This window comes from Micromonospora sp. NBS 11-29, assembly GCF_002140155.1.
GTDB lineage: Bacteria > Actinomycetota > Actinomycetes > Mycobacteriales > Micromonosporaceae > Micromonospora.
Window position 1 is genome coordinate 246,132 of sequence record NZ_NAPR01000013.1, and the last position, 21,579, is coordinate 267,710.

Consider the following 21,579-nt stretch of genomic DNA (forward strand, 5'->3'; position numbering starts at 1 on the left):
CAGCAGCCACAGCGGTACGCCGATCACCACCGCGAACGGCAGCACCGCGCCGAGCACCGTGAGCAGCACGCGTACCGAGGTGAGGAAGACCTCCCAGCCGCCGCCCAGCCCGCTGCGGAAGCCGAGGTCGGCGTCCTCGTCGGCGGTGCTCGCGTCCCGGCCCAGGAACGTCACCGTGATGGTGGAGAGCGCGGTCAGGTCGGCCAGCCGCCGCTTGCGGGCCTCCAACGCGGCCAGGTCCGCCTGCCGGGTCCCCACCTCGTTCTCCAGCGTGACCAACTGGTCCACCGAGCTGGCCTGCGCGAGCAGCTTGCGGGCGCTCTCCACCCGGGCCCGCTGGGTGGCGATCCGGGCGTCCAGGTCCACCACCTGCTCGGTGACGTCCTCGGTGCGGATCTCCCGGCGCTCCTGCCGCCCGTAGCCGGCGAGCTGGTCGATGACCGCGGCGAACCGGTCCGCCGGCACCCGCAGGGTCAGCACCGCGCGTGCGTCGGCCGACGAACTCGACCGCCGGTCACCGCCGACGAAGCCGCCGGTCGCGGTCACCGCCGCGGTCGCCTCCCGCGCCGCGCGGTCCACGTCGTCCACCCGGACCTGCATCGTCCCGGTGTAGATGATGGACCGCTGGTCCACCCGCAGGTCGGCGCCGCCCGTCCCGCCCGGCGCCGCCCGCTCGCCGGCCGCGTCGGCGTCCCTGCCGTCCTGGGCGCCCTGCGGCGCCTGTGCCGCCGAGTTCCCGCCGCTGTCCCCACCCGCGCTGCACGCCCCCACGGCCACCACCGTGGCCAATCCCACCGCTGCCAGGGCCACGCCCCGCAGTCGTCGTCCGCGCATCTCCCCGCTCCGATCCTCGACGGTCCCGCGAACCGCGGGCCGATACCTCGGACGCGACGCGCCGCCGCGCCGGTTCCGGCAGACTGCGCTGAGGACATCACGATTCGATAATCGAGGAGTCACGATGCGGGTCACCAAGTACGCCCATTCCTGCCTCCGGCTGGAACACGACGGGGGAGTCCTGGTCGTCGACCCCGGCGTCTTCAGCGAGTCCGAGGCGCTCGACGGGGCGGACGCGGTGCTGATCACCCACGAGCATCCGGACCACGTGGACGTGGCCGCGCTGACCCGGGCGCTTCAGCGGCGACCGGTGCCGGTGCACGGCCCCGCCTCGCTGGCCGGCGCGCTCGGTGACGCCGCCGAGGCGCTCGCGGTGGTCGCACCGGGGGAGTCGTTCACCGCCGCCGGGGTGCCGGTGCGCGCGTACGGCGGCCGGCACGCCGTCATCCACCCGGACATCCCGGTGATCGAGAACCTGGGCTACCTCTTCGACGACGTGGTCTACCACCCCGGCGACGCGCTCTTCGTCCCCGACGACGTCCAGGTGGACACGCTGTTCGCGCCGATCCACGCGCCCTGGTCGAAGTTCTCCGAGGTGGTCGACTTCATCCGGGCGGTCGCCCCACGACGGGCGTACGCGCTGCACGACGGGCTGCTCAACGCCAACGGCTTCGGGGTCCTGGACCGGCAGTACACCGCGCTGTCGGGCACCGACTACCGCCGTCTGGAGCCGGGCACGCGGATCGATGCCTGACGCCCCGGCAGACGTGGTCCGGCGGCTCTACGCCACCCCGCCGGACCGGTTCGTCGCGGCCCGCGACGCCGCCGTCGCCGAGGCGCGCAGGGCCGGCGACCCGCGTACCGCCCGGGAGATCGGCCGGCTGCGCCGACCCACCGTCGCGGCCTGGTTGGTCAACCTGCTCGCGATCCGGCGGCCCGAGCTGGTCGCCGATCTGGCCCAGCTCGCCGAGGCGCTGCGCGCCGCGCAGCGCGACCTGCGCGGCGGCAAGCTCCGCGAACTCTCCGCGCAGCGCCGCGCCGTCGTGGGCGCGCTGGTGGCCGAGGTACGCCGGCTGGCCGCCGCCGAGCCCGCCGCGCCGCCGGCCGGCAAGCTGCCGCTGGGCGAGGTGGAGGCGACGTTGCACGCCGCGCTCTCCGACACCGAGGTGGCCGAGCAGGTACGCGCCGGCCGGCTGCTGCGGGCCAGTCACTACGCCGGGTTCGGCGAGGTGCCCCGCCCCCGGCTGCGGTTGGTGACCGACGGCGAGGAGCAACCCGTCGTACCCGATCGGGCGGCCGAGCGGGCCGACGCGCGCCGGGCCCGCGACGAGCGGGCGGCGCGGGCCGAGCGGGACAAGCGGCGCCGGACCGCCCTGCGCGAGCTGGCGAAGGCCCGCGCCGACCTGGACCGGGCCGAGAAGGAGCTGGCCGGGGCCGACGCGGCCGAGCGGGACGGCGTCGCGACGCTGGACCGGATCGAGACCGAGCTGGCCGAGCTGGAGCGCCGCCGGGCCGTGGCCGAGCAGGAGCTGAGCCGGTCCCGGCTGGCCCGCCGGGGCGCGGAGCGGGAGGTCGCCGCCGCCCGGCGGCGGGCCGGTGAGGTGGAGGCCGTGGTCGAGGCGCTCGACGCCGAAGAGGGGGATGCCGACTCCGGTGACGACCGGGCAGACTGACCGTGATGAACAGCCACGGTGGACGGACGACGGTGGGTCGCCGGTGACTCCGGAGCAGGTCGCCGCCGCGTGCAAGCCGTTGGTGTTGGAGCTCGGCGAGGCGTTCTCCCGCTGCGCGTCGACGCTGCGTCGGGCCCGGCTGCTCGGCATCTCCGGGTGGGCCTTCTACATCACCGGGCGGGCCGGGGCGCTCGGCGACGTCCGCGCCGAGACGGTGACCGCGACGCTCGGCTTCATCGCCCCGGAGGCGGTCGCGGACGGCTGGGACGCCGCGGCGCGGGCGGTGCCGCCGCTGGAGGTGGCCGCCGCGAACCTCGCCGAGTGCTGCCGGTGGGGCGCGGACCGGCTGGGCGACGCCCCCGAGGCGGCCCGGCTCGCGGCTCTGGTCGCCCGGGTGGTCGACGCGGCGGACGGCAGCGCGATGCCGCTCTTCGCCGCCTGGCGGGCTATGCCGGTGCCGGATCCGTCCCCGGGCGCCCGCGCGGCCGTCGGCCTGCTGCTGCTGCGCGAGCACTTCGCCGGGGCGTACCTGCTGGCCGTGCGGGCGTCCGGGCTGACACCGCTGGAGGCGGTGCTGGCCGGGCCGGAGGGGGAGGCGGGCGCCGCCGCCTGCGGCTGGGCGCCGCCGTACCCNGCGGCGCCGGCTCTGGGCCGAGGCGGTGACCGACCGCCTGGTCTCCCGGGCGTTCGGCGTCCTCGGTCCGGCCGAGGGCGCCGAACTGCTCACCCTGCTCACCGCCGCGCGGCGGCACGCCCGGGGCGGATAATTGGGAGGCGTCCGGGGGGTACGGCTGCCAGGATCTGCCGCGTGACGCTCCCCGCCGGCTGGACCGCCCGCCGCCCCACGCTCGACGACGTGCCCGCGATCCTGGCGGTGGTGCACGCCGCCGACACGTTCGCTCTGGGCCACCCGGACTTCGACGCGGACGACGTGCGGGACGCGCTGACCGCGCCCTTCGTCGACCCGGCCCGGGACTCCTGGCTGGTGACCGACCCGGACGGCACGGCCGTGGCCTGGTCGATCCTGAGCAACCCGAGCGGCGTCGGCCGGGAGTGGGTGGACGTGCTCGTCGACCCCGACCGCGGCGTCGAGCTGCGCGCCCCGCTGCTGGCGCGGCTGCTCGACCGGGTCGCCGAGCGGGTCGCCGAGCGCGGCGTGCCCGCGCTGACCGCACGCGCCGGCGTGTACGCGCCGGAGACCCGCTGGGCGGCCGAGCTGACCGAGGCCGGTTTCACCCGGGTCAAGCGGTACATCCGGATGAGCCGCCCGCTGGCCGACCTGCCCGCCGAGCCGGCGCCGCCGCCCGGGGTGACGATCCGTCCGCTGCGTCCCGACGACGAGGACGACCTGCGGCTGTTCCACCGGATCTACGACACCGCCTTCCGGGACACGCTCGACCACGATCCGCTCGACTTCGCGCGCTGGCGGGAGCTGCTGCCGTCGTACGGCAAGGTCTGGGACGAGTGGTTCCTGGCCGAGGTCGACGGCGAGCCGGCGGGCGCGCTGCAATCGTCGGACCAGGCGCTGGAGCGGGGCTCGGGTTGGGTGCGGACGCTGTCGGTGCTGCCCGCGTACCGGCGGCGCGGGGTGGGCGAGGCGCTGCTCCGCCGGGCGTTCGCGGTCTACGCGGCGAAGGGCCGCACCGCCGCCGGGCTCGGCGTGGACCTGGCCAACCCCACCGCGCCGGTCACCCTCTACCGTGCGGTCGGGCTGATCGAGGAACGGTGGACCGATGTGTACGAGCGGAGCGTGTCCGCCTCGCGGGTGTGACCCGCGACCCCCGCGCCGGGGTCGACGAGCGGCCGGGCGGCCACCCGGCGCACACTGTCAGGGTGGGAGACGCGCTACGCGGTCGCGGTGCCGGTGGGGCGGGACCGCAGCTCGGTGACGTAGTCGTCCGGCGCGCCCGCCTTCTCCGCCGCGTTCGCGATCTCCGACAGGTACCACGACGTCGGCAGCCCGCCCTCGTACCCGTCGAAGACGTAGACCCAGGCGGTCACGTCCCCGTCCAACGTCGAGACGCGGACGGTCAGCTTGCGGTACGTCCCGGCGGTCACGCCCTCGATCTCGTCGAGCTGGGCGGCGTCGTACGGGTGGATGTCGTAGAGCGCGACGAAGACCCGGTCACCGGGGGACTCGACCACGGTGCTGACCGAGCCCTCCCAGCCGATGACGTCCTCACCCGCGAAGGTCAGCCGCCATCCCTCCAGCCAGCCGATGCCCACCATCGGCGAATGCGGGCAGTAGGCGCGCATGCGAGCGGGGTCCAGGTTTGAGCCGTAAGCGGCGTAGAGACGCACGGCGACGACGATAGCCCGGTCGGCGGGTGGGGGAGAATACGACGGTGCGTGTCGGACGCGACGGGAGAAGAAAGTCACTGTGAGCGAAAGGACGGCTCCGTGAGCCAGATCGTGATCATCGGCGGTGGACCGGCCGGGTACGAGGCGGCGCTGGTCGCCGCCCAACTGGACGCCGATGTCACCGTCGTCGAGGCGGAGGGCGCCGGTGGCGCCTGCGTGCTGTCCGACTGTGTGCCCTCCAAGACCTTCATCGCCAGCTCGGAGGTGGTCACCGGCTATCGGGACACCGAGGAGTTCGGGGTGCACTCCGACGGACTGGAGGCCGTCACGGTCGACGCCCGGGCGGTGCACGAGCGGGTCCGGCGGCTCGCGCTGGCCCAGTCCGCCGACATCCACACCAAACTGGTCAAGGCCGGGGTCGAGTTCGTCGCCGGGACCGCGCGGCTCGGTGAGGACAAGCTCGGGCACACCCACCAGGTCGTCGTCACCCCCGTCGACGGCGGCCCCGCGTACCCGATCGACGCCGCGACCGTGCTGGTCGCCACCGGCGCGACCCCGCGCCAGCTCCCCACCGCGGTGCCCGACGGCGAGCGCATCCTGACCTGGCGTCAGGTGTACGACCTGCCCGAGCTGCCCGAGCACCTGATCGTGGTCGGCTCCGGCGTCACCGGCGCCGAGTTCGCGAGCGCGTACCTGGCCATGGGGGTCCAGGTCACNCGATCGAGCGGGTGTTCCGCAACCGGGGCATGAGCATCCTGAACAACTCCCGGGCCGAGGCGGTCCGCCGGGTCGGCGACGGCGTGGAGGTGGTGCTCTCCGACGGCCGCCAGGTCTCCGGGTCGCACGCGCTGATCGCGGTCGGCTCGATCCCCAACACCGCCGACCTGGGCCTGGCGGAGTACGGCGTCGAGCTGGCCCGGGGCGGTTACGTCACGGTCGACCGGGTGTCCCGCACCAACGTGCCGGGCGTCTACGCCGCCGGCGACTGCACCGGGGTGCTGCCGCTGGCCAGCGTCGCGGCCATGCAGGGCCGGATCGCGATGTGGCACGCGCTGGGCGAGGCGGTCCGGCCGCTGCGGCTGCGTACCGTCGCGGCGAACGTGTTCACCGACCCGGAGCTGGCCACGGTCGGCGTGTCGCAGGACGAGGTGGACGCCGGCAAGACCCCGGCCCGCCAGGTGATGCTGCCGCTGTCCGGCAACGCCCGGGCGAAGATGGACGACCTGGCCGACGGCTTCGTCAAGCTGTTCTGCCGGCCAGCCAGCGGCCAGGTGATCGGCGGTGTGGTGGTGGCGCCGAAGGCCAGTGAGCTGATCCTGCCGATCACCATGGCGGTGGAGAACAACCTCACCGTCAACGAACTGGCCCAGACCATCACGATCTACCCGAGCCTGTCCGGTTCCATCACCGAGGCCGCCCGCCAGCTCATGCTCCACGAGCTGGAGTGACCCGCCCCCGGCTCAGTCGGTCGGGGTCTCGGGGTGGGGTTGGCGGCTGCTGATCCAGGTGATCGCCGCGCCCGCCGCTGCGAACCCGCCCGCCGCGACGCCGCCGACCAGCAGCAGCCGCCAGGCCGACTGGGTGAGCGCCGTGCCGCCCAGGTGGCCGACGAGCGCGCCGTAACCGGCCCAGCCGGTGGCCGCCGCCGCCTCGTAGAGCACGAAGAGGCGGTACGGGTAGCGGCTGCGGCCGGCGGAGAAGCAGGCCGCCATCCGTCCGCCGGGCACGAACCGGCAGAGCAGGATCACCAGCGGCCCGGGCTCACGCAACCGGCGGGTGGCCCGGGTGACCGCTTGGCGGGCCCGTCCCGGCGTCGCGGGTCGGGGCGCCCGGCGGGTCGGCGCGGACCGACCGAGCAGGTAGCAGGCCAGGTCGCCGACGAAGACACCGAGCGCGCCGACCGCGATGGTGAGCGGCAGGCTGAGCCCGCCGTAGACGGTCAGCGCGCCGCTGGTGATCATGACGACCTGGGTCGGCACCACCGGCACGAAGGCGTCGGCGATCAGCAGGGCCAGCAGCAGCGCGTACGCCCACATCGGCGACGCGACGCCGGCGACGAGGTCAGCCACGAGCGCCACCCGGCCGGGGTGCGTCGAGGGCGGGAAGGCGGGGCGGAGGAACCGTGCTGACCGGCGTACCGTTGATAGGACGCGGCACCGGCGCCGTCGGGCCCCCCGTTCTCGATGGCCGGGCCGCCGCGGGTCGCCGGCAGGTCCCGTGCCGGCGACCCGCACCCACCTTCCGCTGTCGGGCCTGCGACAGCACGCCTCCCTGGTTGCCCTCCACAGATACGATCTTGGGCTCTACCAGCAACCTCGCACAGGAGGCTTCTCGATGGTTTCCACCCTGCTCCGGGGTGTGCTCGCCCTGACCCTGGCGGTCGGCGGCGGCACGGTCGCCGTGGTCGGCCCGGCGGAAGCGGCGGCGAAGGCATACAAGAACTGCACCGCGCTGAACAAGACCTACAAGCACGGCGTCGCCAAGAAGGGCGCGAAGGACAAGGTGCGCGGCAGCACCAAGCCGGTCACCACCTTCACCGTGTCCAACGCCGTGTACGCGAAGAACACCAAGCTCGATCGGGACAAGGACGGCGTCGCCTGCGAGAAGCGCTGACCGGACGCGGGCGGCGCCGGCCGGAAATGCGGTCGCGCCGTCGTGCGTGCCGGCCGTACGGTCGGGCCATGCGCAGCGCGGAGGTGACCACGACGCCGGGTGTTCCCGGCGCGCCGCACTGACGTTTCCGTCGACGAGGCCCCGGGGCGAACCGCTCCGGGGCCTCGCCGCGTTCCGGGCCCGCTCGCCTCCGGGTCGTACCCGATCAAGGAGAGCGACATGATCGACCACCGTAGGCTCGGCCGGGAGTTGGAGCTGTTCGTCTCCGACCCGCTCGCGGGCGCCGGCCTGCCGATCTGGCTGCCGGCCGGCGCGGCCGCCCGGCACGCCGTCGAGGAGTACGTCCGGGAACTGGAACGCCGGGCCGGCTACCGGCACGTCTACTCGCCACCGCTGGGCAAGCGGGAGCTGTTCGAGCGCTCCGGACACCTGGGCTGGTTCGCCGACGACATGTTCCCGTCGATGCGGCTGAGCGCCGACGACGAGTTCGTGCTCCGCCCGGCGCTCTGCCCGCACCACGCGCTGGTGTTCGCCGCCCGCGGCCGGTCCTACCGGGAGCTGCCGCTGCGCGTCGCCGAGCTGGGCGGAATGTATCGGGCGGAGCGCTCCGGCGTGCTCGGCGGGCTGTCCCGGGTACGCGCCATCTCGCTCAACGACGCGCACAACTTCTGCGCCCCGGAGCAGGTCGGTGACGAGGTCCGGGAGATCCTGCGGCTGATCGGCGAGGCGCACGCCGCGCTCGGCGTCCGGCCGGCCGGGTTCCGCCTGTCGGTGCGCGGGCCGGGGCAGCGGTACGTCGGCGACGACGCCGGTTGGGCGCGGGCCGAGGGTCTGCTCCGCGCCGCGCTCGACGGGGTGGACGTCGTCGAGGCGCCCGGCGAGGCCGCGTTCTACGGTCCGAAGATCGACATCCAGATCGTGGACGCGGCCGGCCGCGAGTCGACCATCTCCACCGTCCAGCTCGACTTCGACAAGCCGGAGCGGTTCGACCTGTCGTACACCGACGCGGACGGGCGCCGGAAGCGGCCGGTGATGGTGCACCGGAGCCTGGTGGGCAGCATGGAGCGGCTGTTCGCCTACCTGATCGAGGTGCACCAGGGGGCCTTCCCGGCCTGGTACGCCCCCGTGCAGCTGCTGCTGCTCCCGGTGGACGGGGCGCAGGTCGACGCGGCCCGACGACTGTGCCGCGAGGCGGTGGCCGCCGGGCTGCGGGCCGAGGTCGACAGCGGCGGCTCGCTGGGCGGCCGGATCCGGGACGCGGCCCACCGGCGTGTCCCGTACATCGGGGTGGTCGGCGCCCGGGAGGCGGCCGACGGATCGGTTTCGCTGCGCCTGCGCGACGGGCGCGGCCTCGCTCCGATGTCCGGGGCCGAGGCGCTGGGCCTGATCGGGGCCGTGGTCGCGAGCCGGTCCGCCGACCTGCTCCCGCCGGCCTGACCCCGGCCCGGCCCCGCCCCNCCCCGTCCACGTCAGTTCCTGACCGGCGCGCCGACCGGGCGCATGCCGACCGTGGCCGGCGCCAGCACCTCGTCCTCGACCGCAGCGCCGGTGAACTGCGCCCGGTAGAGCCGGGCGTACGCGCCGTCCGCGGCGACGAGCTGGTCGTGGGTGCCCTGCTCGACGATCCGGCCCTGCTCCATCATCAGGATCAGGTCGGCGTCGCGGATGGTGGAGAGCCGGTGCGCGATGACGAAGCTCGTCCGGTCCGACCGCAGGGCCGCCATGGCGCGCTGGAGCAGCACCTCGGTGCGGGTGTCCACCGAGCTGGTCGCCTCGTCCAGGATCAGCAGCGACGGCTCGGCCAGGAACGCCCGGGCGATGGTGATGAGCTGCTTCTCGCCGGCGCTGACGTTGCTGCCCTCCTCGTCGATCACCGTGTCGTAGCCGTCCGGCAGGCTGCGGACGAACCGGTCCACGAAGGTCGCCCGGGCGGCGGCCAGGATCTCCTCCTCGGTGGCGTCCGGCCGCCCGTAGGCGATGTTGTCCCGGATGGTGCCGCCGAAGAGCCAGGTGTCCTGGAGCACCATGCCGATCCGGCCGCGCAGGTCGTCCCGGCGCATGGTGGTGATGTCCCGCCCGTCCAGCGTGATCCGGCCGGCGTCCAGCTCGTAGAAGCGCATGATCAGGTTGACCAGGGTGGTCTTGCCGGCGCCGGTGGGGCCGACGATGGCCACCGTGTGACCCGGCTCGGCGACCAGCGAGAGGTCGTCGATCAGCGGCTTGTCCGGGTCGTACCGGAAGGAGACGTGTTCGAACTCGACCCGGCCGTGCGGGTCGGTGATCCGCGCCGGTTCGGCCGGGTCGGGCGTCTGCTCGTCGGCGTCGAGCACGGCGAAGACCCGCTCGGCCGAGGCCACGCCGGACTGGAGCAGGTTGGCCATCGACGCGACCTGGGTGAGCGGCTGGGTGAACTGCCGCGAGTACTGGATGAACGCCTGCACGTCGCCGAGGCTCATCGAGCCGGACGCCACCCGCAGGCCACCGACCACGGCGATCGCGACGTAGCTGAGGTTCCCGATGAAGAACATCGCCGGCAGGATGATCCCGGAGACGAACTGCGCGCCGAAGCTCGCTTGGAACAGCTCGTCGTTCTTGGTCTTGAAGGCGGCCTCGACCTCCTTCTGCCGGCCGAACACCTTGACCAGCTCGTGCCCGGTGTACGCCTCCTCGATCTGGCCGTTCAGCTCACCGGTGTGCTTCCACTGGGCGATGAACCGGCGCTGCGACCGCTTGGCGATCTGGCCGGTGACGATCACCGACAGCGGGATCGCAACCAGCGCCACCAGGGCCAGCAGCGGTGAGATCCAGAACATCATCCCGAGTACGCCGACGACGGTGAGCAGCGAGATGAGGANCGGCTCAACAGCTCGCCCCGGGGCTGCTTGTCGAAGTAGGGCAGCGGCAGCCGGTTGAGCTTCTCCTCCACGTCGGCGCGCAACCGCAGCACGGTGCGCTGCACCACGCCGTTGAGCACCCAGCCCTGCACGCCGGTCAGGACGCTCGCGACGACGTAGATCGCGACCGCGAGCGCCAGCACCCGGCCCAGCCGGGAGAAGTCGATGCCGGCGCCGGGCACCACGTCCATCCGGGACAGCATGTCGGCGAAGTTGTCGTTGCCGGCGGCCCGGGCCGCGGCCACCGCCGCCTCGGTGTCGGTGCCGACCGGCAGTTGCCGGCCGATCACCCCGTTGAAGATCAGGTCGGTGGCGTGGCCGAGCACCTTCGGCCCGATCACGTTGAGCCCGACGCCGGTCAGGGCCAGCGTCAGCACACCGGCGAGGGGGAAGCGTTCCGGCCGCAGCCGCCTCAGCAGCCGCTGGGCGGAGGGCCCGAAGCTCATCGCCTTCTCGCCGGGCATGCCCATCCGCATGTGCGGCGGGCCGCCGGGGGCGCGCTGTCCGGCCGCGGGCAACCGCTTCGGCTCGCCCCGCTGCTGCTGCGAGACCGCGCTCATGCGGCCACCGCCGTGGTCTGCTGGGACGCCACGATCTCGGCGTACGTGGGGCAACTCTCCAGTAGTTCCTCGTGCCGTCCCATACCGACGACACCCCCGTCCTCTAGCACGATGATCTGGTCGGCGTCGACGATCGTGGAGACCCGCTGGGCCACGATCACCACCGCCGCGTCCGCGGTGACCGGCCGGAGCGCGGCCCGCAGCCGGGCGTCCGTGCCGAGGTCCAACGCGGAGAAGGAGTCGTCGAAGAGGTAGATCTCCGGCTTGCGGACCAGGGCGCGGGCGATGGCCAGGCGCTGCCGCTGCCCGCCGGAGACGTTCGTGCCGCCCTGCGCGATCGGCGCGTCCAACCCACCGGGCATCTCGGCGACGAAGTCGCGCGCCTGGGCGATCTCCAGGGCGGCCCACAGGTCGGCGTCGGTGGCGTCCGGGTTGCCGTACCGCAGGTTGCTCGCCACCGTGCCGCTGAACAGGTACGGCCGCTGCGGCACCAACCCGATCCGCCGCCACAGCTCGTCCGGGGCCAGTTCCCGCACGTCCACGCCGTCGACCAGGACCGCGCCGGCGGTCGGGTCGACCAGGCGGGGGATCAGCGTCAGCAGGGTGGTCTTGCCGGCGCCGGTGGAGCCGATGATCGCGGTGGTCCGGCCCGGCCCGGCCCGGAACGAGATGTCGTGCAGCACCGGCGCGGTGGCACCCGGGTACTGGAAGCCGGCGCCCCGCAACTCCAGCTCGCCGCGGCCGGTGACCTCGGTGATCGGCGCGGCCGCCGGCGCCACCGACGACTCGGTGCCCAGCACCTCCTCGATGCGTTCGGCGCAGACCGCGGCGCGGGGCACCATCATCAGCATGAAGGTGGCCATCATGACCGCCGTCAGGATCTGCAACAGGTACGCCAGGAACGCGGTCAGCGCGCCGACCTGGATCTCGCCGGAGTCGACCCGGCCCGCGCCGAACCAGAGCACCGCGACGCTGGAGACGTTGAGCACCAGCATCACGATCGGGAAGATCATGGCCTGGAGCCGACCGATGCGCAGCCCGGTCGCGGTCAGGTCGGCGTTGGCCACCCCGAACCGGGCGGTCTCGAACGGCTCGCGGACGAACGCCCGCACCACCCGGATGCCGGTGATCTGCTCACGCATCACCCGGTTGACGGTGTCGATCCGGGTCTGCATGAGTCGGAATCCGGGCACCATCCGGCGGATGATCAGGCCCAGCGCGACGGTCAGCACCGGTACGCAGACCAGCATCAGCCAGGACAGCTTGACGTCCTCGCGGAGCGCCATCACCACGCCGCCGATGCTCATGATCGGCGCGGTCACCAGCATGGTGCAGCTCAGCAGCACGAGCATCTGCACCTGCTGGACGTCGTTGGTGTTGCGGGTGATCAGAGAGGGGGCGCCGAACCGCGCGACCTCGCGGGCGGAGAAGCGGTTGACGTGCGCGAAGATGGCGCTTCGCACGTCCCGGCCGAAGCTCATCGCGGTCTTCGCGCCGAGGTAGACGGCGGCGATCGAGCAGGCGATCTGGAGCAGGCTGACCACCAGCATCCATCCGCCCGTACTCAGGATCTCGTGTGTGTCGCCGCGGGCGACGCCCTGGTCGATGATGTCGGCGTTGAGGCTGGGCAGGTAGAGCGAGGCGATCGTGCCGACGAACTGGAGGGCCACCACGGCGGCCAGCAGTCGTCGGTACGGGCGTAGATGTGTGCGGAGCAGACGGATCAGCACGGACCCCTCCCCGTGGGTGATTCGGTGTCGGACTCGTTGTCCCGGTTCAACCGACGAAGCTCCCCGTCGGACATGCCAGTGATGATTTCGGTCAGGAATTCGCGGATCACCGCTCGCTTGGCGGGGTCGGCGTCGACCGACGTCAACGGCTGGCCACTGTGGATCAGATCGATGATCGTACGCGCGTGCTCATGCCCCTTGTCGGTGAGCGTGAGCTGAATGCTTCGCCGGTCCTCCGGGCTGCGCCGACGGCTGACGAAGCCGTCACGTTCCAGAGTGTCGACGACGCCGGTGAGGGTGGCCGGCCGGACGAAGCACAATTCCGCCATCTCCCGGTGCGAGATGCCGCCGGACCGTACCAGGACTATCAGGACGCGCATGCCGGCGGAGGTGAGGCCGTGGTGCTCGGCCAGGTAGCGCCCCCAGTACTGCTCGACGACATGGCCGGCGATCGAGATCAGCCGGCCGAGCGGCGCGTCGTGGAGCGCGTCGGGGAAACGGAGGAGCGGTCCTATGCTCACCGACTTAGATTAGACCCCGAATCATCAGGGCCCAAACTAATTCCTCGGACGCTCACCAACTTGTCGGCAGCGGCATGCCCTCCGTGTAGCCGGCGGTGCTCTGCACACCGACCAGCGCCCGCTCGTGGAACTCGTCCAGGCTGCGTGCGCCCGCGTAGGTGAACGCGCTGCGTACCCCCGACACGATCTCGTCGATCAGATCCTCGACGCCCGGCCGGTTGGGGTCGAGGTGCATCCGCGCCGAGGAGATGCCCTCCTCGAAGATCGCCTTGCGGGCCCGGTCGAACGCGCTGTCCTCCGCCGTCCGGGCGCTCACCGCCCGGGAGGAGGCCATCCCGAAACTCTCCTTGTAGCGCCGGCCGTCCGCGTCAGTGTAGAGGTCCCCGGGGGACTCGTAGGTACCGGCGAACCAGGAGCCGATCATCACGTTCGAGGCGCCGGCGGCGAGCGCCAGCGCCACGTCCCGCGGGTGGCGCACGCCGCCGTCGGCCCAGACGTGCCGGCCCAACGAACGGGCCGCCGCCGCGCAGTCGAGCACCGCGGAGAACTGCGGGCGGCCCACCCCGGTCATCATCCGGGTGGTGCACATCGCACCCGGCCCGACGCCGACCTTCACGATGTCGGCGCCGGCCTCGACCAGGTCGCGTACCCCGTCCGCGGTGACCACGTTGCCGGCCGCCACCGGAACCGACGGGTCGAGCTTGCGGACCGCCCGCAACGCCTGCATCATCCGCTCCTGGTGGCCGTGCGCGGTGTCCACGACCAGCGCGTCCACCCCGGCCTCCAGCAGCGCGGCGGCCTTGCCCGTGACGTCGCCGTTGATGCCCACCGCGGCCGCGACCCGCAGCCGGCCCCGGTCGTCGACCGCCGGCTTGTAGAGCGTCGCGCGCAGCGCGCCCGCACGGGTCAGCACCCCGACCAGACGACCATCCGCATCCACCGCCGGGGCCAGCCGCCGCCGGCCCACCGAGAGCCGATCGAATCCGGTACGCGGGTCCGCGTCCGCGGGGACGGTGTGCAACTCGGTGGACATCACATGCCGGAGCTGGGCGAAGCGGTCCACCCCCACGGTGTCCGCCTCGGTCACCACGCCCACCGGTCGGCCGTCCGCGTCGACCACGATCACCGCTCCGTGCGCCCGCTTCGGAAGCAGGTGGATGGCGTCCCCGACGGTGTCGGTCGGGCCGAGCGTGATCGCCGTGTCGTGCACCAGGTGTCGCTGCTTGACCCAGCCGACCACGTTGGCGACGACCTCGATCGGGATGTCCTGCGGGATCACCGCGACCGCGCCGCGCCGGGCGACGGTCTCCGCCATCCGCCGGCCGGCGACGGCGGTCATGTTCGCCACCACCAGGGGGATGGTGGTGCCGGTGCCGTCGGTGGTGGCGAGGTCGACGTCGAGCCGGGAGCCCACCTCCGAGCGGTTGGGCGCCATGAAGACGTCGTTGTAGGTCAGGTCGTGCGCGGGGACCGCGCCGTGAAGGAACCGCACCCGGCCATCATTCCCGCTCCCGGCGCTTCCCGCCGCCGCTGGTGGCCCAGACCACCCGTCGCGCCAGGAGTTAAGAGGGGCCCCCGCCTATACCGGAGGCGTTAAGCGGGGGCCCTTCCTTAACCTTCGATGGTGCAGATGGCCGCGCCGGCGGTGATCACGGCGCCCACCTCGGCGGCGAGCCCGCCCACCGTCCCGGCCTTGTGCGCGTGCAGCGGCTGCTCCATCTTCATCGCCTCCAGCACCACGACGAGGTCGCCCTCGGCGACCGTGTCGCCGTCCGCCACGGCGATCTTCACGATGGTGCCCTGCATCGGTGAGGTGAGCGTGTCGCCGCTGACCGCGGTGCCCGCCCTGCCCCCGCCACCACGGCGGGCCGGCTTCCGGGCGGCGGGCACGGCTGCCGNTGCCGCCCACCTCGACCACGACGGTCTCGCGCTCGGCCGGGACCTCGCCGGTGCCGGCGGCGGCGGTGAACGCCGGGACGGTGTTGTCCCACCCGGTCTCGATCCACCGGGTGTGCACGGTGAACGGCTCGCTGGTGAACGCCGGGTCGCGGACCACCAGCCGGTGGAAGGGCAGCGCGGTGGCCATGCCCTCGACCACCATCTCGTCCAGCGCCCGTCGGGCCCGCTCCAACGCTTCGGTACGCGTCTCGCCGACGATGATCACCTTCGCCAGCAGCGAGTCGAAGTTGCCGCCGATCACGTCGCCGGCCGAGATGCCGGTGTCCACCCGCACGCCGGGGCCGGTGGGCAGCCGCAACGCGGTGACGGTGCCCGGGGCGGGCAGGAAGTTGCGGCCCGGGTCCTCGCCGTTGATGCGGAACTCGATGGCGTGCCCGCGCGGCGTCGGGTCCTCGGTGAGGCGCAGCTTCTCGCCGTCGGCGATCCGGAACTGCTCGCGGACCAGGTCGATGCCGGCGGTCTCCTCGGTCACCGGGTGCTCCACCTGGAGCCGGGTGTTGACCTCCAGGAAGGAGATGGTGCCGTCCACGCCCACCAGGTATTCGACCGTGCCGGCGCCGTGGTAGCCGGCCTCGCGGCAGATCGCCTTGGCGCTGTCGTGGATCTGGGCGCGTTGGGCGTCGGTGAGGAACGGCGCGGGGGCCTCCTCGACCAGCTTCTGGTGCCGGCGCTGGAGCGAGCAGTCCCGGGTGCCGACGACGATCACGTTGCCGTGCTGGTCGGCCAGCACCTGCGCCTCGACGTGGCGGGGCTGGTCGAGGTAGCGCTCGACGAAGCACTCGCCCCGGCCGAACGCGGCGACCGCCTCCCGGGTGGCCGACTCGAACAGGTGTGGAATCTCCGCCAGCGTGCGGGCCACCTTGAGGCCCCGGCCACCACCGCCGAAGGCCGCCTTGATGGCGACCGGCAGGCCGTGCTCGGTGGCGAAGGCGGTCACCTCGTCGGCGTCGGCCACCGGGTCCGGCGTGCCGGGCACCAGTGGCGCGCCGGCACGCTGGGCGATGTGCCGGGCGGTCACCTTGTCGCCCAGGTCGCGGATCGCCTGCGGGGTGGGGCCGATCCAGGTCAGGCCGGCGTCGAGGACGGCCTGGGCGAAGTCGGCGTTCTCGGAGAGGAAGCCGTAGCCGGGGTGCACCCCGTCCGCGCCGGCCCGCACGGCCACGTCGATCAGCTTGTCGATCCGCAGGTAGCTGTCCGCGGCGGTGTCGCCGCCCAGGGCGTACGCCTCGTCGGCGAGCGTGGCGTGCAGGGCGTCCCGGTCGGAGTCCGCGTAGACGGCGACGCTCGCCAGCCCGGCGTCCCGGCAGGCGCGGATGACGCGAACGGCGATCTCGCCGCGGTTGGCGATGAGAACCTTGCGCACCTTGGGGGCTCCTCCCGGGAGGTCGATGCCGGGAGTTTAACGGCCGGCGTCGGGACCCTAACGATCGCTCAGTGTGGGATCTCGCACTGTAGTCAAACTTGGTTATTACGCTTGCCCGGTGTCGGCGACGCGAATGATGATTCTGGGCCTGGTGCGGTGGATGCAGCCGGTGCACGGCTACGACGTACGCCGGGAGCTGTTGAGTTGGAGCGCGGACAAGTGGGCCAACGTGCAACCCGGTTCGATCTACCACGCGCTGCGTAAGCTCGCTGATGAAGGGCTGCTCCGGACGGTCTCGGTCGAGCAGGTGGGGGCCCGCCCGGCCCGCACCACGTACGAGGTGACCGCGAAGGGCGAGGACGAGTTCGAGACGCTGCTGCGGGCCCAGTGGTGGCAGCTCCACGAGCCGTCGGATCCGTTCGCGGCGGCGTTCTCGTTCCTGCCCGCGATGCCGCGCGAGGAGGCGGCGGCGGCGTTGCGCAACCGGGCCAACCTGCTGCGCGCCGGGGTGGAGTCGATGCGCGCGTCGCTGGACTCCGACTGGGTGCGGACCCGCAAGCCCGTGCATGTGGGGTGGATGTTCGAGTTGTGGCTGGCCCGGGCGGAGGCGGAGACGGCGTGGTGCGAGCGGATCGCGGAGCGGATCGAGTCCGGAGTGTCGTACCTACCGGCTGGACTCGACCCGGAATAATCAACGTTGACCATAAGAGCTATATCGCGTTAGCCTCGACGCGAACCGCTGACCGGCGGCCGGTCACCTCCGGCCCGGACCACCAGGAGCAGAGATGATCGAGACCAGGGGGCTGCGGAAGTCGTTCCGCTCCCGCGCGGGTCGCGAGACGAAGACCGTGGACGCGGTCCGCGGCGTCGACCTCGACGTCGCCGAGGGGGAGATCTTCGGCTTCCTCGGGCCCAACGGCGCCGGCAAGACCACCACCCTGCGGATGCTCGCCACCCTCATCGAGCCGGACGGCGGCCAGGCCAGCATCGCCGGCGCCGACCTGCGCAAGGACCCGGCCGGGGTGCGCCGCCGGATCGGGTACGTGCCACAGGGCGGCAGCACCTGGGACGAGTCCACCGCCCGCGAGGAACTGGTGCTCCAGGCCCGCCTCTACGGCATCACCAAGGCCGACGCCCACCGGCGGGCCGCCCGCGCACTGGACGCCTTCCAGCTCAGCGAGTACGCCGACCGCAAGTGCAAGACCTACTCCGGCGGCCAGCGCCGACGGGTCGAGATCGCGCTCGGCATCATCCACGAACCGAAGATCGTCTTCCTGGACGAGCCGACCACCGGCCTCGACCCGCAGAGCCGCGCGCACATGTGGGACGAGATCCGCCGGCTGCGCACCGAAGGGATGACCGTCTTCATCACCACGCACTACCTCGACGAGGCGGACGCGCTCTGCGACCGGATCGCGATCATGGATCACGGCGAGGTGGTCGCGGAAGGCACCCCGGCCGAGCTGAAGCGCGAGATCTCCGGCGAGGTGGTGCTCGTCGGCCTCGACGCCGCGTCCACCCCCCGCGCCGCCGAACTGCTCGACACCGAGGCGTACGTGAGCAAGCTGGAAACCGTCGACGACGGTGGCCTGCGTCTCTACGTCGACGAGGGCGCCGTCGCCATCCCGCAGGTGCTGCGTCGTCTCGACCACGCCGGGCTGGACCTGCGCTCGATCGAGCTGCACCGCCCCAGCCTCGACGACGTCTTCCTCACCAAGACCGGCCGCTCGCTGCGCGAGTCCTGACCCCCCGGAGAAGCTGCCATGAAACTCGCCCGCGACACCTGGTTGATCTTCCAGCGCCAGGCGCAGCTACTGCTGCGCAACCCGGTCTGGCTCTTCGTCGGCGTCTTCCAGCCGGTGATGTACCTGCTGCTCTTCGCCCCGCTGCTCAAGCCCGCCCTGAACGCGCCGACGCAGGCCGCCGCCTACAAGATCTTCGTACCCGGCCTGCTGGTTTTGCTGGCCATCTTCGGCGGCCTGTTCCAGGGGTTCGGCCTGATCGCCGAGCTGCGCGCCGGAGTGATCGAACGCTCCCGCGTCACCCCGGTCAGCCGACTCGCCCTGCTGCTCGGCCGGTCACTGCGGGACGTGGTCTCGCTGATCGCCCAAGCCGTCATCATCACCGGCTTGGCGGTCCTGTTCGACCTGCGCGTCTTCATCGGCTACCTGCTGCTGGCGTACCTGATGCTCGCCCTCATCGCGCTGATGACCTCGGCCGTCTCCTACGGCGTCGCCCTCAAGGTCAAGAGCGAGGACGCGCTCGCCCCGCTGATGAACACGGTCGCGCAGCCGGTGCTGCTGCTCTCGGGCATCCTGCTGCCGCTCACCTTCGCCCCCGGCTGGCTCCAGGGCGTGGCCAAGTGGAATCCGTTCTCCTGGGCGGTCGACGGCACCCGCGCGCTGTTCGGCGGCGACCTGAGCAACGACAAGGTCTGGCAGGGGCTCGGCATCATCACGGTACTGGCCGCGGCCGGCGTCTTCTGGGCCGCCCGCCAGTTCGCCCGCAGCGTCCGCTGAGCCCGACTTCGGGGTGGGCTTGATCAATTACGGGTTCGGCGAAGTGGTGGTATCGGGCGGTCAGGGATGCCGCCACATCGCCGAGCTGGTTCAACGCACCCGGGCCAGAGTGACCCCGTCGGCGATCGGGAGCATGACGGCCTCGACGCGTACGTCCGCCATGACCTCGTCGTTGAAGGCGGCGATCGCCCGGTCGTCGGCGTTGCGCGGGGCGAGCACCCGACCGCCGCGGAGCGTGTTGTCGACCGCGATCACCGCGCCCGGCCGCATCCGGGGCACCAACTCGTCCCAGTAGACCGGATAGTTGGCCTTGTCCGCGTCGATGAACGCGAGGTCGAGATGACGCTTGCGAGGCAGCTAACGCAACCTGTCCGCGGCCGGCCCGATGCGCAGCTCGATCCGGTCCTGCACACCCGCCCGCGCCCAGTAGCGCCGGGCCACGCCGGTGTACTCCTCCGAGATGTCGAAGCAGATCAGTCGGCCGTCCTCGGCCAACCCGCGGGCGATCGCCAGCGAGGAGAGCCCGGTGAAGGTGCCCACCTCCACCGCCCGGCGCACCCCGAGCAGCCGGGTCAGGAACGTCAGGAACGCCGCCTGCTCCGGCGCGACCTGCATCTCCGCCTCGGCCGGGAGGGCTGCCCGCGTCTCCTCGGCCAGGCCACGGACGACCTCGTCGGGAGCGGACCCGTGGGCCACCAGATAGGCATGCAGTTCCGGGGTCAGCGGCAGCGACTTCGTGCTCATGACCGGAACCTAGCCGACATTCTCCACTTCCTGGCCGCCCGGCGCGACCTTCGTCCACAGGTCGACGATACGCAGCTCCAACTCGCCGAGAAGCCGACGCAGCAGCGGCAGGGAAAGACCCACCACCGTGCCCGGGTCGCCCTCGATGCCGGTCAGGAACGCCCCACCCAGCCCGTCGATGGTGAACGCCCCGGCCACCGCCAGCGGCTCGCCCGTCGCCACGTACGACGCGATCTCCTCGTCGCTGATGTCGGCGAAGTGGACGGTGGTCGAGGCGACCGCCTCCGCTCGGGTCTCGTGCACCACGTCGATCAGGCAGTGACCGGTGTGCAGCACGCCGCTCCGCCCCCGCATCCGCCGCCACCGCCGGGTGGCGTCCGCCGCGTCGGCAGGCTTGCCCAGGATCTCACCGTCGAACGCGAGCACCGAGTCGCAGCCGAGCACCAACATCCGTTCGTCCGGGGTGGCCCGCAGCCGGCCGAGCACGGCCTGCGCCTTCAGCCGGGCCAACTCCAGACACAACTCCTCGGCCCGGTCGCTGACCACCTGCGACTCATCGACGCCGCTGACCAGCACGTCGGGCTCGATGCCGGCGGCCTGGAGCAACTTACGGCGGGCGGGACTCTGCGAGGCGAGCACGAGACGCAACGGCGGGGAGGTCGACACGCTCCCGACGCTACCGGCTGATCCTCGGCGGTGGGTCATCGCCACGTCGACGGCGGCGCCAGAACAGGTAGCCACCGCCGGCCGCCAGCAGCACCCCGAGGGTCGCGAGGCCCCGGGCCGTACGACTGTCATCGTCGTTCCCGGGTGCGGCTGCGGTCGACGCCGGCGGCGTCACCCCGGAAGACTCGAAGCCGAGCGGAGGTATGTCGGCGGTGAGCGCGGCGACGAGATCGATGACCCCGTAGCCGTACTGGTCGTCGCGGCCCGGTGGTCCCTTGTCGACGGCGGTCGCGGTCAAGCGGTGCGCGACCTCCTCGGCGGAAAGGTTGGGGAACTTGGAGCGGATCAGGGCAGCAGCCCCAGCCACGATCGCGGTGGCATCGGATGTGCCGGTGCCAACTCTGTAACCTCCATTCAGCCCTGTGCTGTATATGTCGACGGCCGGCGCAACAATGTCGATTCCCGGCCCGGTAACCGAAACGGTGGCATGGTTNATAACGGCCGGTTCGTTTGCTGGGTAGCCGATAAAACTGTCCTCAGGGTAATTACCGATGGAGGCAACTATGCTGACATCAGCAGCAATTGCCGCGTCGATGGCTTTGATGAGCTTTTGGCTGGCACCGCCAACGCTCGAGATGCTAATCACGGTGGCACCGTGGGAGGTGGCGAAATTAATGCCTTCGGCTAGCGCGTCAGCCTCACCGCGCCCGTTGGCTGGCGTAACCAATACAGGTAGGATCTTGGCCTGGGGTGCAAGTCCGTGAGCGCTTTGATCTCTCTCGCCAGAAGCCGCGATAAGGCCCGCCATTCCTGTTCCGTGGCCGTTTGTGTCGTGGCGGCCGTCGCCCGACCCGCCTGGGATCTCGTCGGTGCCCTCGAGTAAGTTGGGCAACAAATCGGGGTGAGGATCCACGCCAGTGTCCAAGACGGCCACAGTAACCCCCTCGCCGCGGCTGAGCTTTTGGACGTGCGCAGCTTTGAGGAAAGCCAGATGCCATTGAGTTCCGGAGAAGGAACGGGTTTCCGCGATATGGCTATGCGCGCCCGTGTTGGCGAGTGGCAAGATTGGTGTGGCGAGTGACGCCGCCACGAAGAGCGACTTAAATCTCCTGATCACTTGTCAAAGCCGATTGCGGGGCCTGGGTCAATCGGCCCGAAGTCTTCAGGTGGGCGCATGACGGGATTTACCCCCGGCTTAGTTC

Annotated in this window: 16 protein-coding genes and 6 pseudogenes; 10 read left to right on the forward strand and 12 right to left on the reverse strand. The window is 72.1% G+C overall.

Annotation, left to right across the window (positions count from 1 at the left end; genetic code table 11):
* Positions 1 to 834: pseudogene (locus tag B1205_RS17505) on the reverse strand (DUF4349 domain-containing protein); the annotation flags it as partial.
* A gap of 124 nt (positions 835 to 958) precedes the next feature.
* Between B1205_RS17505 and B1205_RS17510 the strand changes: the two are divergent.
* The 4 genes and pseudogenes from B1205_RS17510 to B1205_RS31740 all read left to right on the forward strand — a co-directional run bounded on the left by B1205_RS17510 (position 959) and on the right by B1205_RS31740 (position 4,278).
* Complete coding sequence (locus B1205_RS17510) at positions 959 to 1,588, forward strand: MBL fold metallo-hydrolase (RefSeq protein WP_089156591.1); 630 nt, start codon at positions 959 to 961, stop codon at positions 1,586 to 1,588.
* Entirely contained in the window at positions 1,581 to 2,507 is a 927-nt protein-coding gene (locus B1205_RS17515) for a hypothetical protein (protein ID WP_089156592.1), read from the forward strand. The genes B1205_RS17510 and B1205_RS17515 overlap by 8 nt, the downstream gene beginning before the upstream one ends.
* Before the next feature lie 43 nt (positions 2,508 to 2,550).
* Positions 2,551 to 3,274: pseudogene (locus B1205_RS17520) on the forward strand (SCO6745 family protein).
* 491 nt (positions 3,275 to 3,765) lie between these two features.
* Positions 3,766 to 4,278, forward strand: coding sequence for a GNAT family N-acetyltransferase (locus B1205_RS31740; protein WP_254910068.1), 513 nt, complete (start codon positions 3,766 to 3,768; stop codon positions 4,276 to 4,278).
* Positions 4,279 to 4,352: 74 nt separating this feature from the next.
* Here the strand turns inward: B1205_RS31740 and B1205_RS17530 are convergent, their stop codons facing one another.
* Entirely contained in the window at positions 4,353 to 4,808 is a 456-nt protein-coding gene (locus B1205_RS17530; RefSeq protein WP_089156594.1) for a gamma-glutamylcyclotransferase, read from the reverse strand.
* A 99-nt stretch (positions 4,809 to 4,907) separates the two neighbouring features.
* Between B1205_RS17530 and B1205_RS17535 the strand changes: the two are divergent.
* Positions 4,908 to 6,256: pseudogene (locus B1205_RS17535) on the forward strand (NAD(P)H-quinone dehydrogenase).
* A 12-nt stretch (positions 6,257 to 6,268) separates the two neighbouring features.
* On the opposite strand, the gene B1205_RS17540 reads toward B1205_RS17535, so the two are convergent.
* Positions 6,269 to 6,877 (reverse strand): DedA family protein, encoded by a 609-nt coding sequence (locus B1205_RS17540; RefSeq protein WP_089157065.1) that lies wholly within the window; start codon positions 6,875 to 6,877, stop codon positions 6,269 to 6,271.
* Between the two features lie 265 nt (positions 6,878 to 7,142).
* On the opposite strand from B1205_RS17540, the gene B1205_RS17545 reads away from it, so the two are divergent.
* Entirely contained in the window at positions 7,143 to 7,421 is a 279-nt protein-coding gene (locus B1205_RS17545; RefSeq protein WP_089156595.1) for an excalibur calcium-binding domain-containing protein, read from the forward strand.
* Positions 7,422 to 7,640: 219 nt separating this feature from the next.
* Positions 7,641 to 8,858 (forward strand): threonine--tRNA ligase, encoded by a 1,218-nt coding sequence (thrS, locus tag B1205_RS17550; RefSeq protein WP_089156596.1) that lies wholly within the window; start codon positions 7,641 to 7,643, stop codon positions 8,856 to 8,858.
* Between the two features lie 32 nt (positions 8,859 to 8,890).
* Here thrS and B1205_RS33050 read toward each other — a convergent pair whose 3' ends face one another.
* From B1205_RS33050 to B1205_RS17575, 6 genes and pseudogenes are all read right to left on the reverse strand, one after another.
* On the reverse strand, positions 8,891 to 9,877 hold the full coding sequence (locus tag B1205_RS33050) for an ABC transporter ATP-binding protein (RefSeq protein WP_369597306.1): 987 nt from the start codon (positions 9,875 to 9,877) through the stop codon (positions 8,891 to 8,893).
* Positions 9,878 to 10,875: pseudogene (locus tag B1205_RS33055) on the reverse strand (ABC transporter permease); the annotation flags it as partial.
* A complete protein-coding gene (locus B1205_RS17560) occupies positions 10,872 to 12,605 on the reverse strand; it encodes an ABC transporter ATP-binding protein (protein WP_089156597.1) in 1,734 nt (577 codons plus the stop codon). The pseudogene B1205_RS33055 and the gene B1205_RS17560, both read right to left, overlap by 4 nt.
* Positions 12,599 to 13,126 (reverse strand): MarR family winged helix-turn-helix transcriptional regulator, encoded by a 528-nt coding sequence (locus B1205_RS17565; RefSeq protein WP_254910019.1) that lies wholly within the window; start codon positions 13,124 to 13,126, stop codon positions 12,599 to 12,601. The genes B1205_RS17560 and B1205_RS17565 overlap by 7 nt, the downstream gene beginning before the upstream one ends.
* Before the next feature lie 52 nt (positions 13,127 to 13,178).
* Positions 13,179 to 14,618: a GuaB1 family IMP dehydrogenase-related protein gene (locus B1205_RS17570; protein WP_089156598.1), complete on the reverse strand. Its 1,440-nt coding sequence runs from the start codon at positions 14,616 to 14,618 to the stop codon at positions 13,179 to 13,181.
* Between the two features lie 119 nt (positions 14,619 to 14,737).
* A pseudogene (locus B1205_RS17575) lies at positions 14,738 to 16,448 on the reverse strand (acetyl/propionyl/methylcrotonyl-CoA carboxylase subunit alpha).
* A 133-nt stretch (positions 16,449 to 16,581) separates the two neighbouring features.
* Here B1205_RS17575 and B1205_RS17580 point away from each other — a divergent pair.
* The 3 genes from B1205_RS17580 to B1205_RS17590 all read left to right on the forward strand — a co-directional run bounded on the left by B1205_RS17580 (position 16,582) and on the right by B1205_RS17590 (position 18,967).
* Positions 16,582 to 17,139, forward strand: a complete 558-nt coding sequence (locus B1205_RS17580) for a PadR family transcriptional regulator (protein WP_089156599.1) — start codon at positions 16,582 to 16,584, stop codon at positions 17,137 to 17,139.
* 94 nt (positions 17,140 to 17,233) lie between these two features.
* A complete protein-coding gene (locus B1205_RS17585; protein ID WP_089156600.1) occupies positions 17,234 to 18,193 on the forward strand; it encodes an ATP-binding cassette domain-containing protein in 960 nt (319 codons plus the stop codon).
* Positions 18,194 to 18,211: 18 nt separating this feature from the next.
* Positions 18,212 to 18,967, forward strand: coding sequence for an ABC transporter permease (locus B1205_RS17590; protein ID WP_089156601.1), 756 nt, complete (start codon positions 18,212 to 18,214; stop codon positions 18,965 to 18,967).
* A 90-nt stretch (positions 18,968 to 19,057) separates the two neighbouring features.
* Here B1205_RS17590 and B1205_RS17595 read toward each other — a convergent pair.
* From B1205_RS17595 to B1205_RS17605, 3 genes and pseudogenes are all read right to left on the reverse strand, one after another.
* Positions 19,058 to 19,711, reverse strand: a pseudogene (locus B1205_RS17595) (O-methyltransferase).
* Between the two features lie 9 nt (positions 19,712 to 19,720).
* Positions 19,721 to 20,377: a Maf family protein gene (locus tag B1205_RS17600; RefSeq protein ID WP_089156602.1), complete on the reverse strand. Its 657-nt coding sequence runs from the start codon at positions 20,375 to 20,377 to the stop codon at positions 19,721 to 19,723.
* Positions 20,378 to 20,387: 10 nt separating this feature from the next.
* Positions 20,388 to 21,494 (reverse strand): S8 family serine peptidase, encoded by a 1,107-nt coding sequence (locus tag B1205_RS17605; protein WP_140158087.1) that lies wholly within the window; start codon positions 21,492 to 21,494, stop codon positions 20,388 to 20,390.
* Positions 21,495 to 21,579 lie beyond the last annotated feature (85 nt).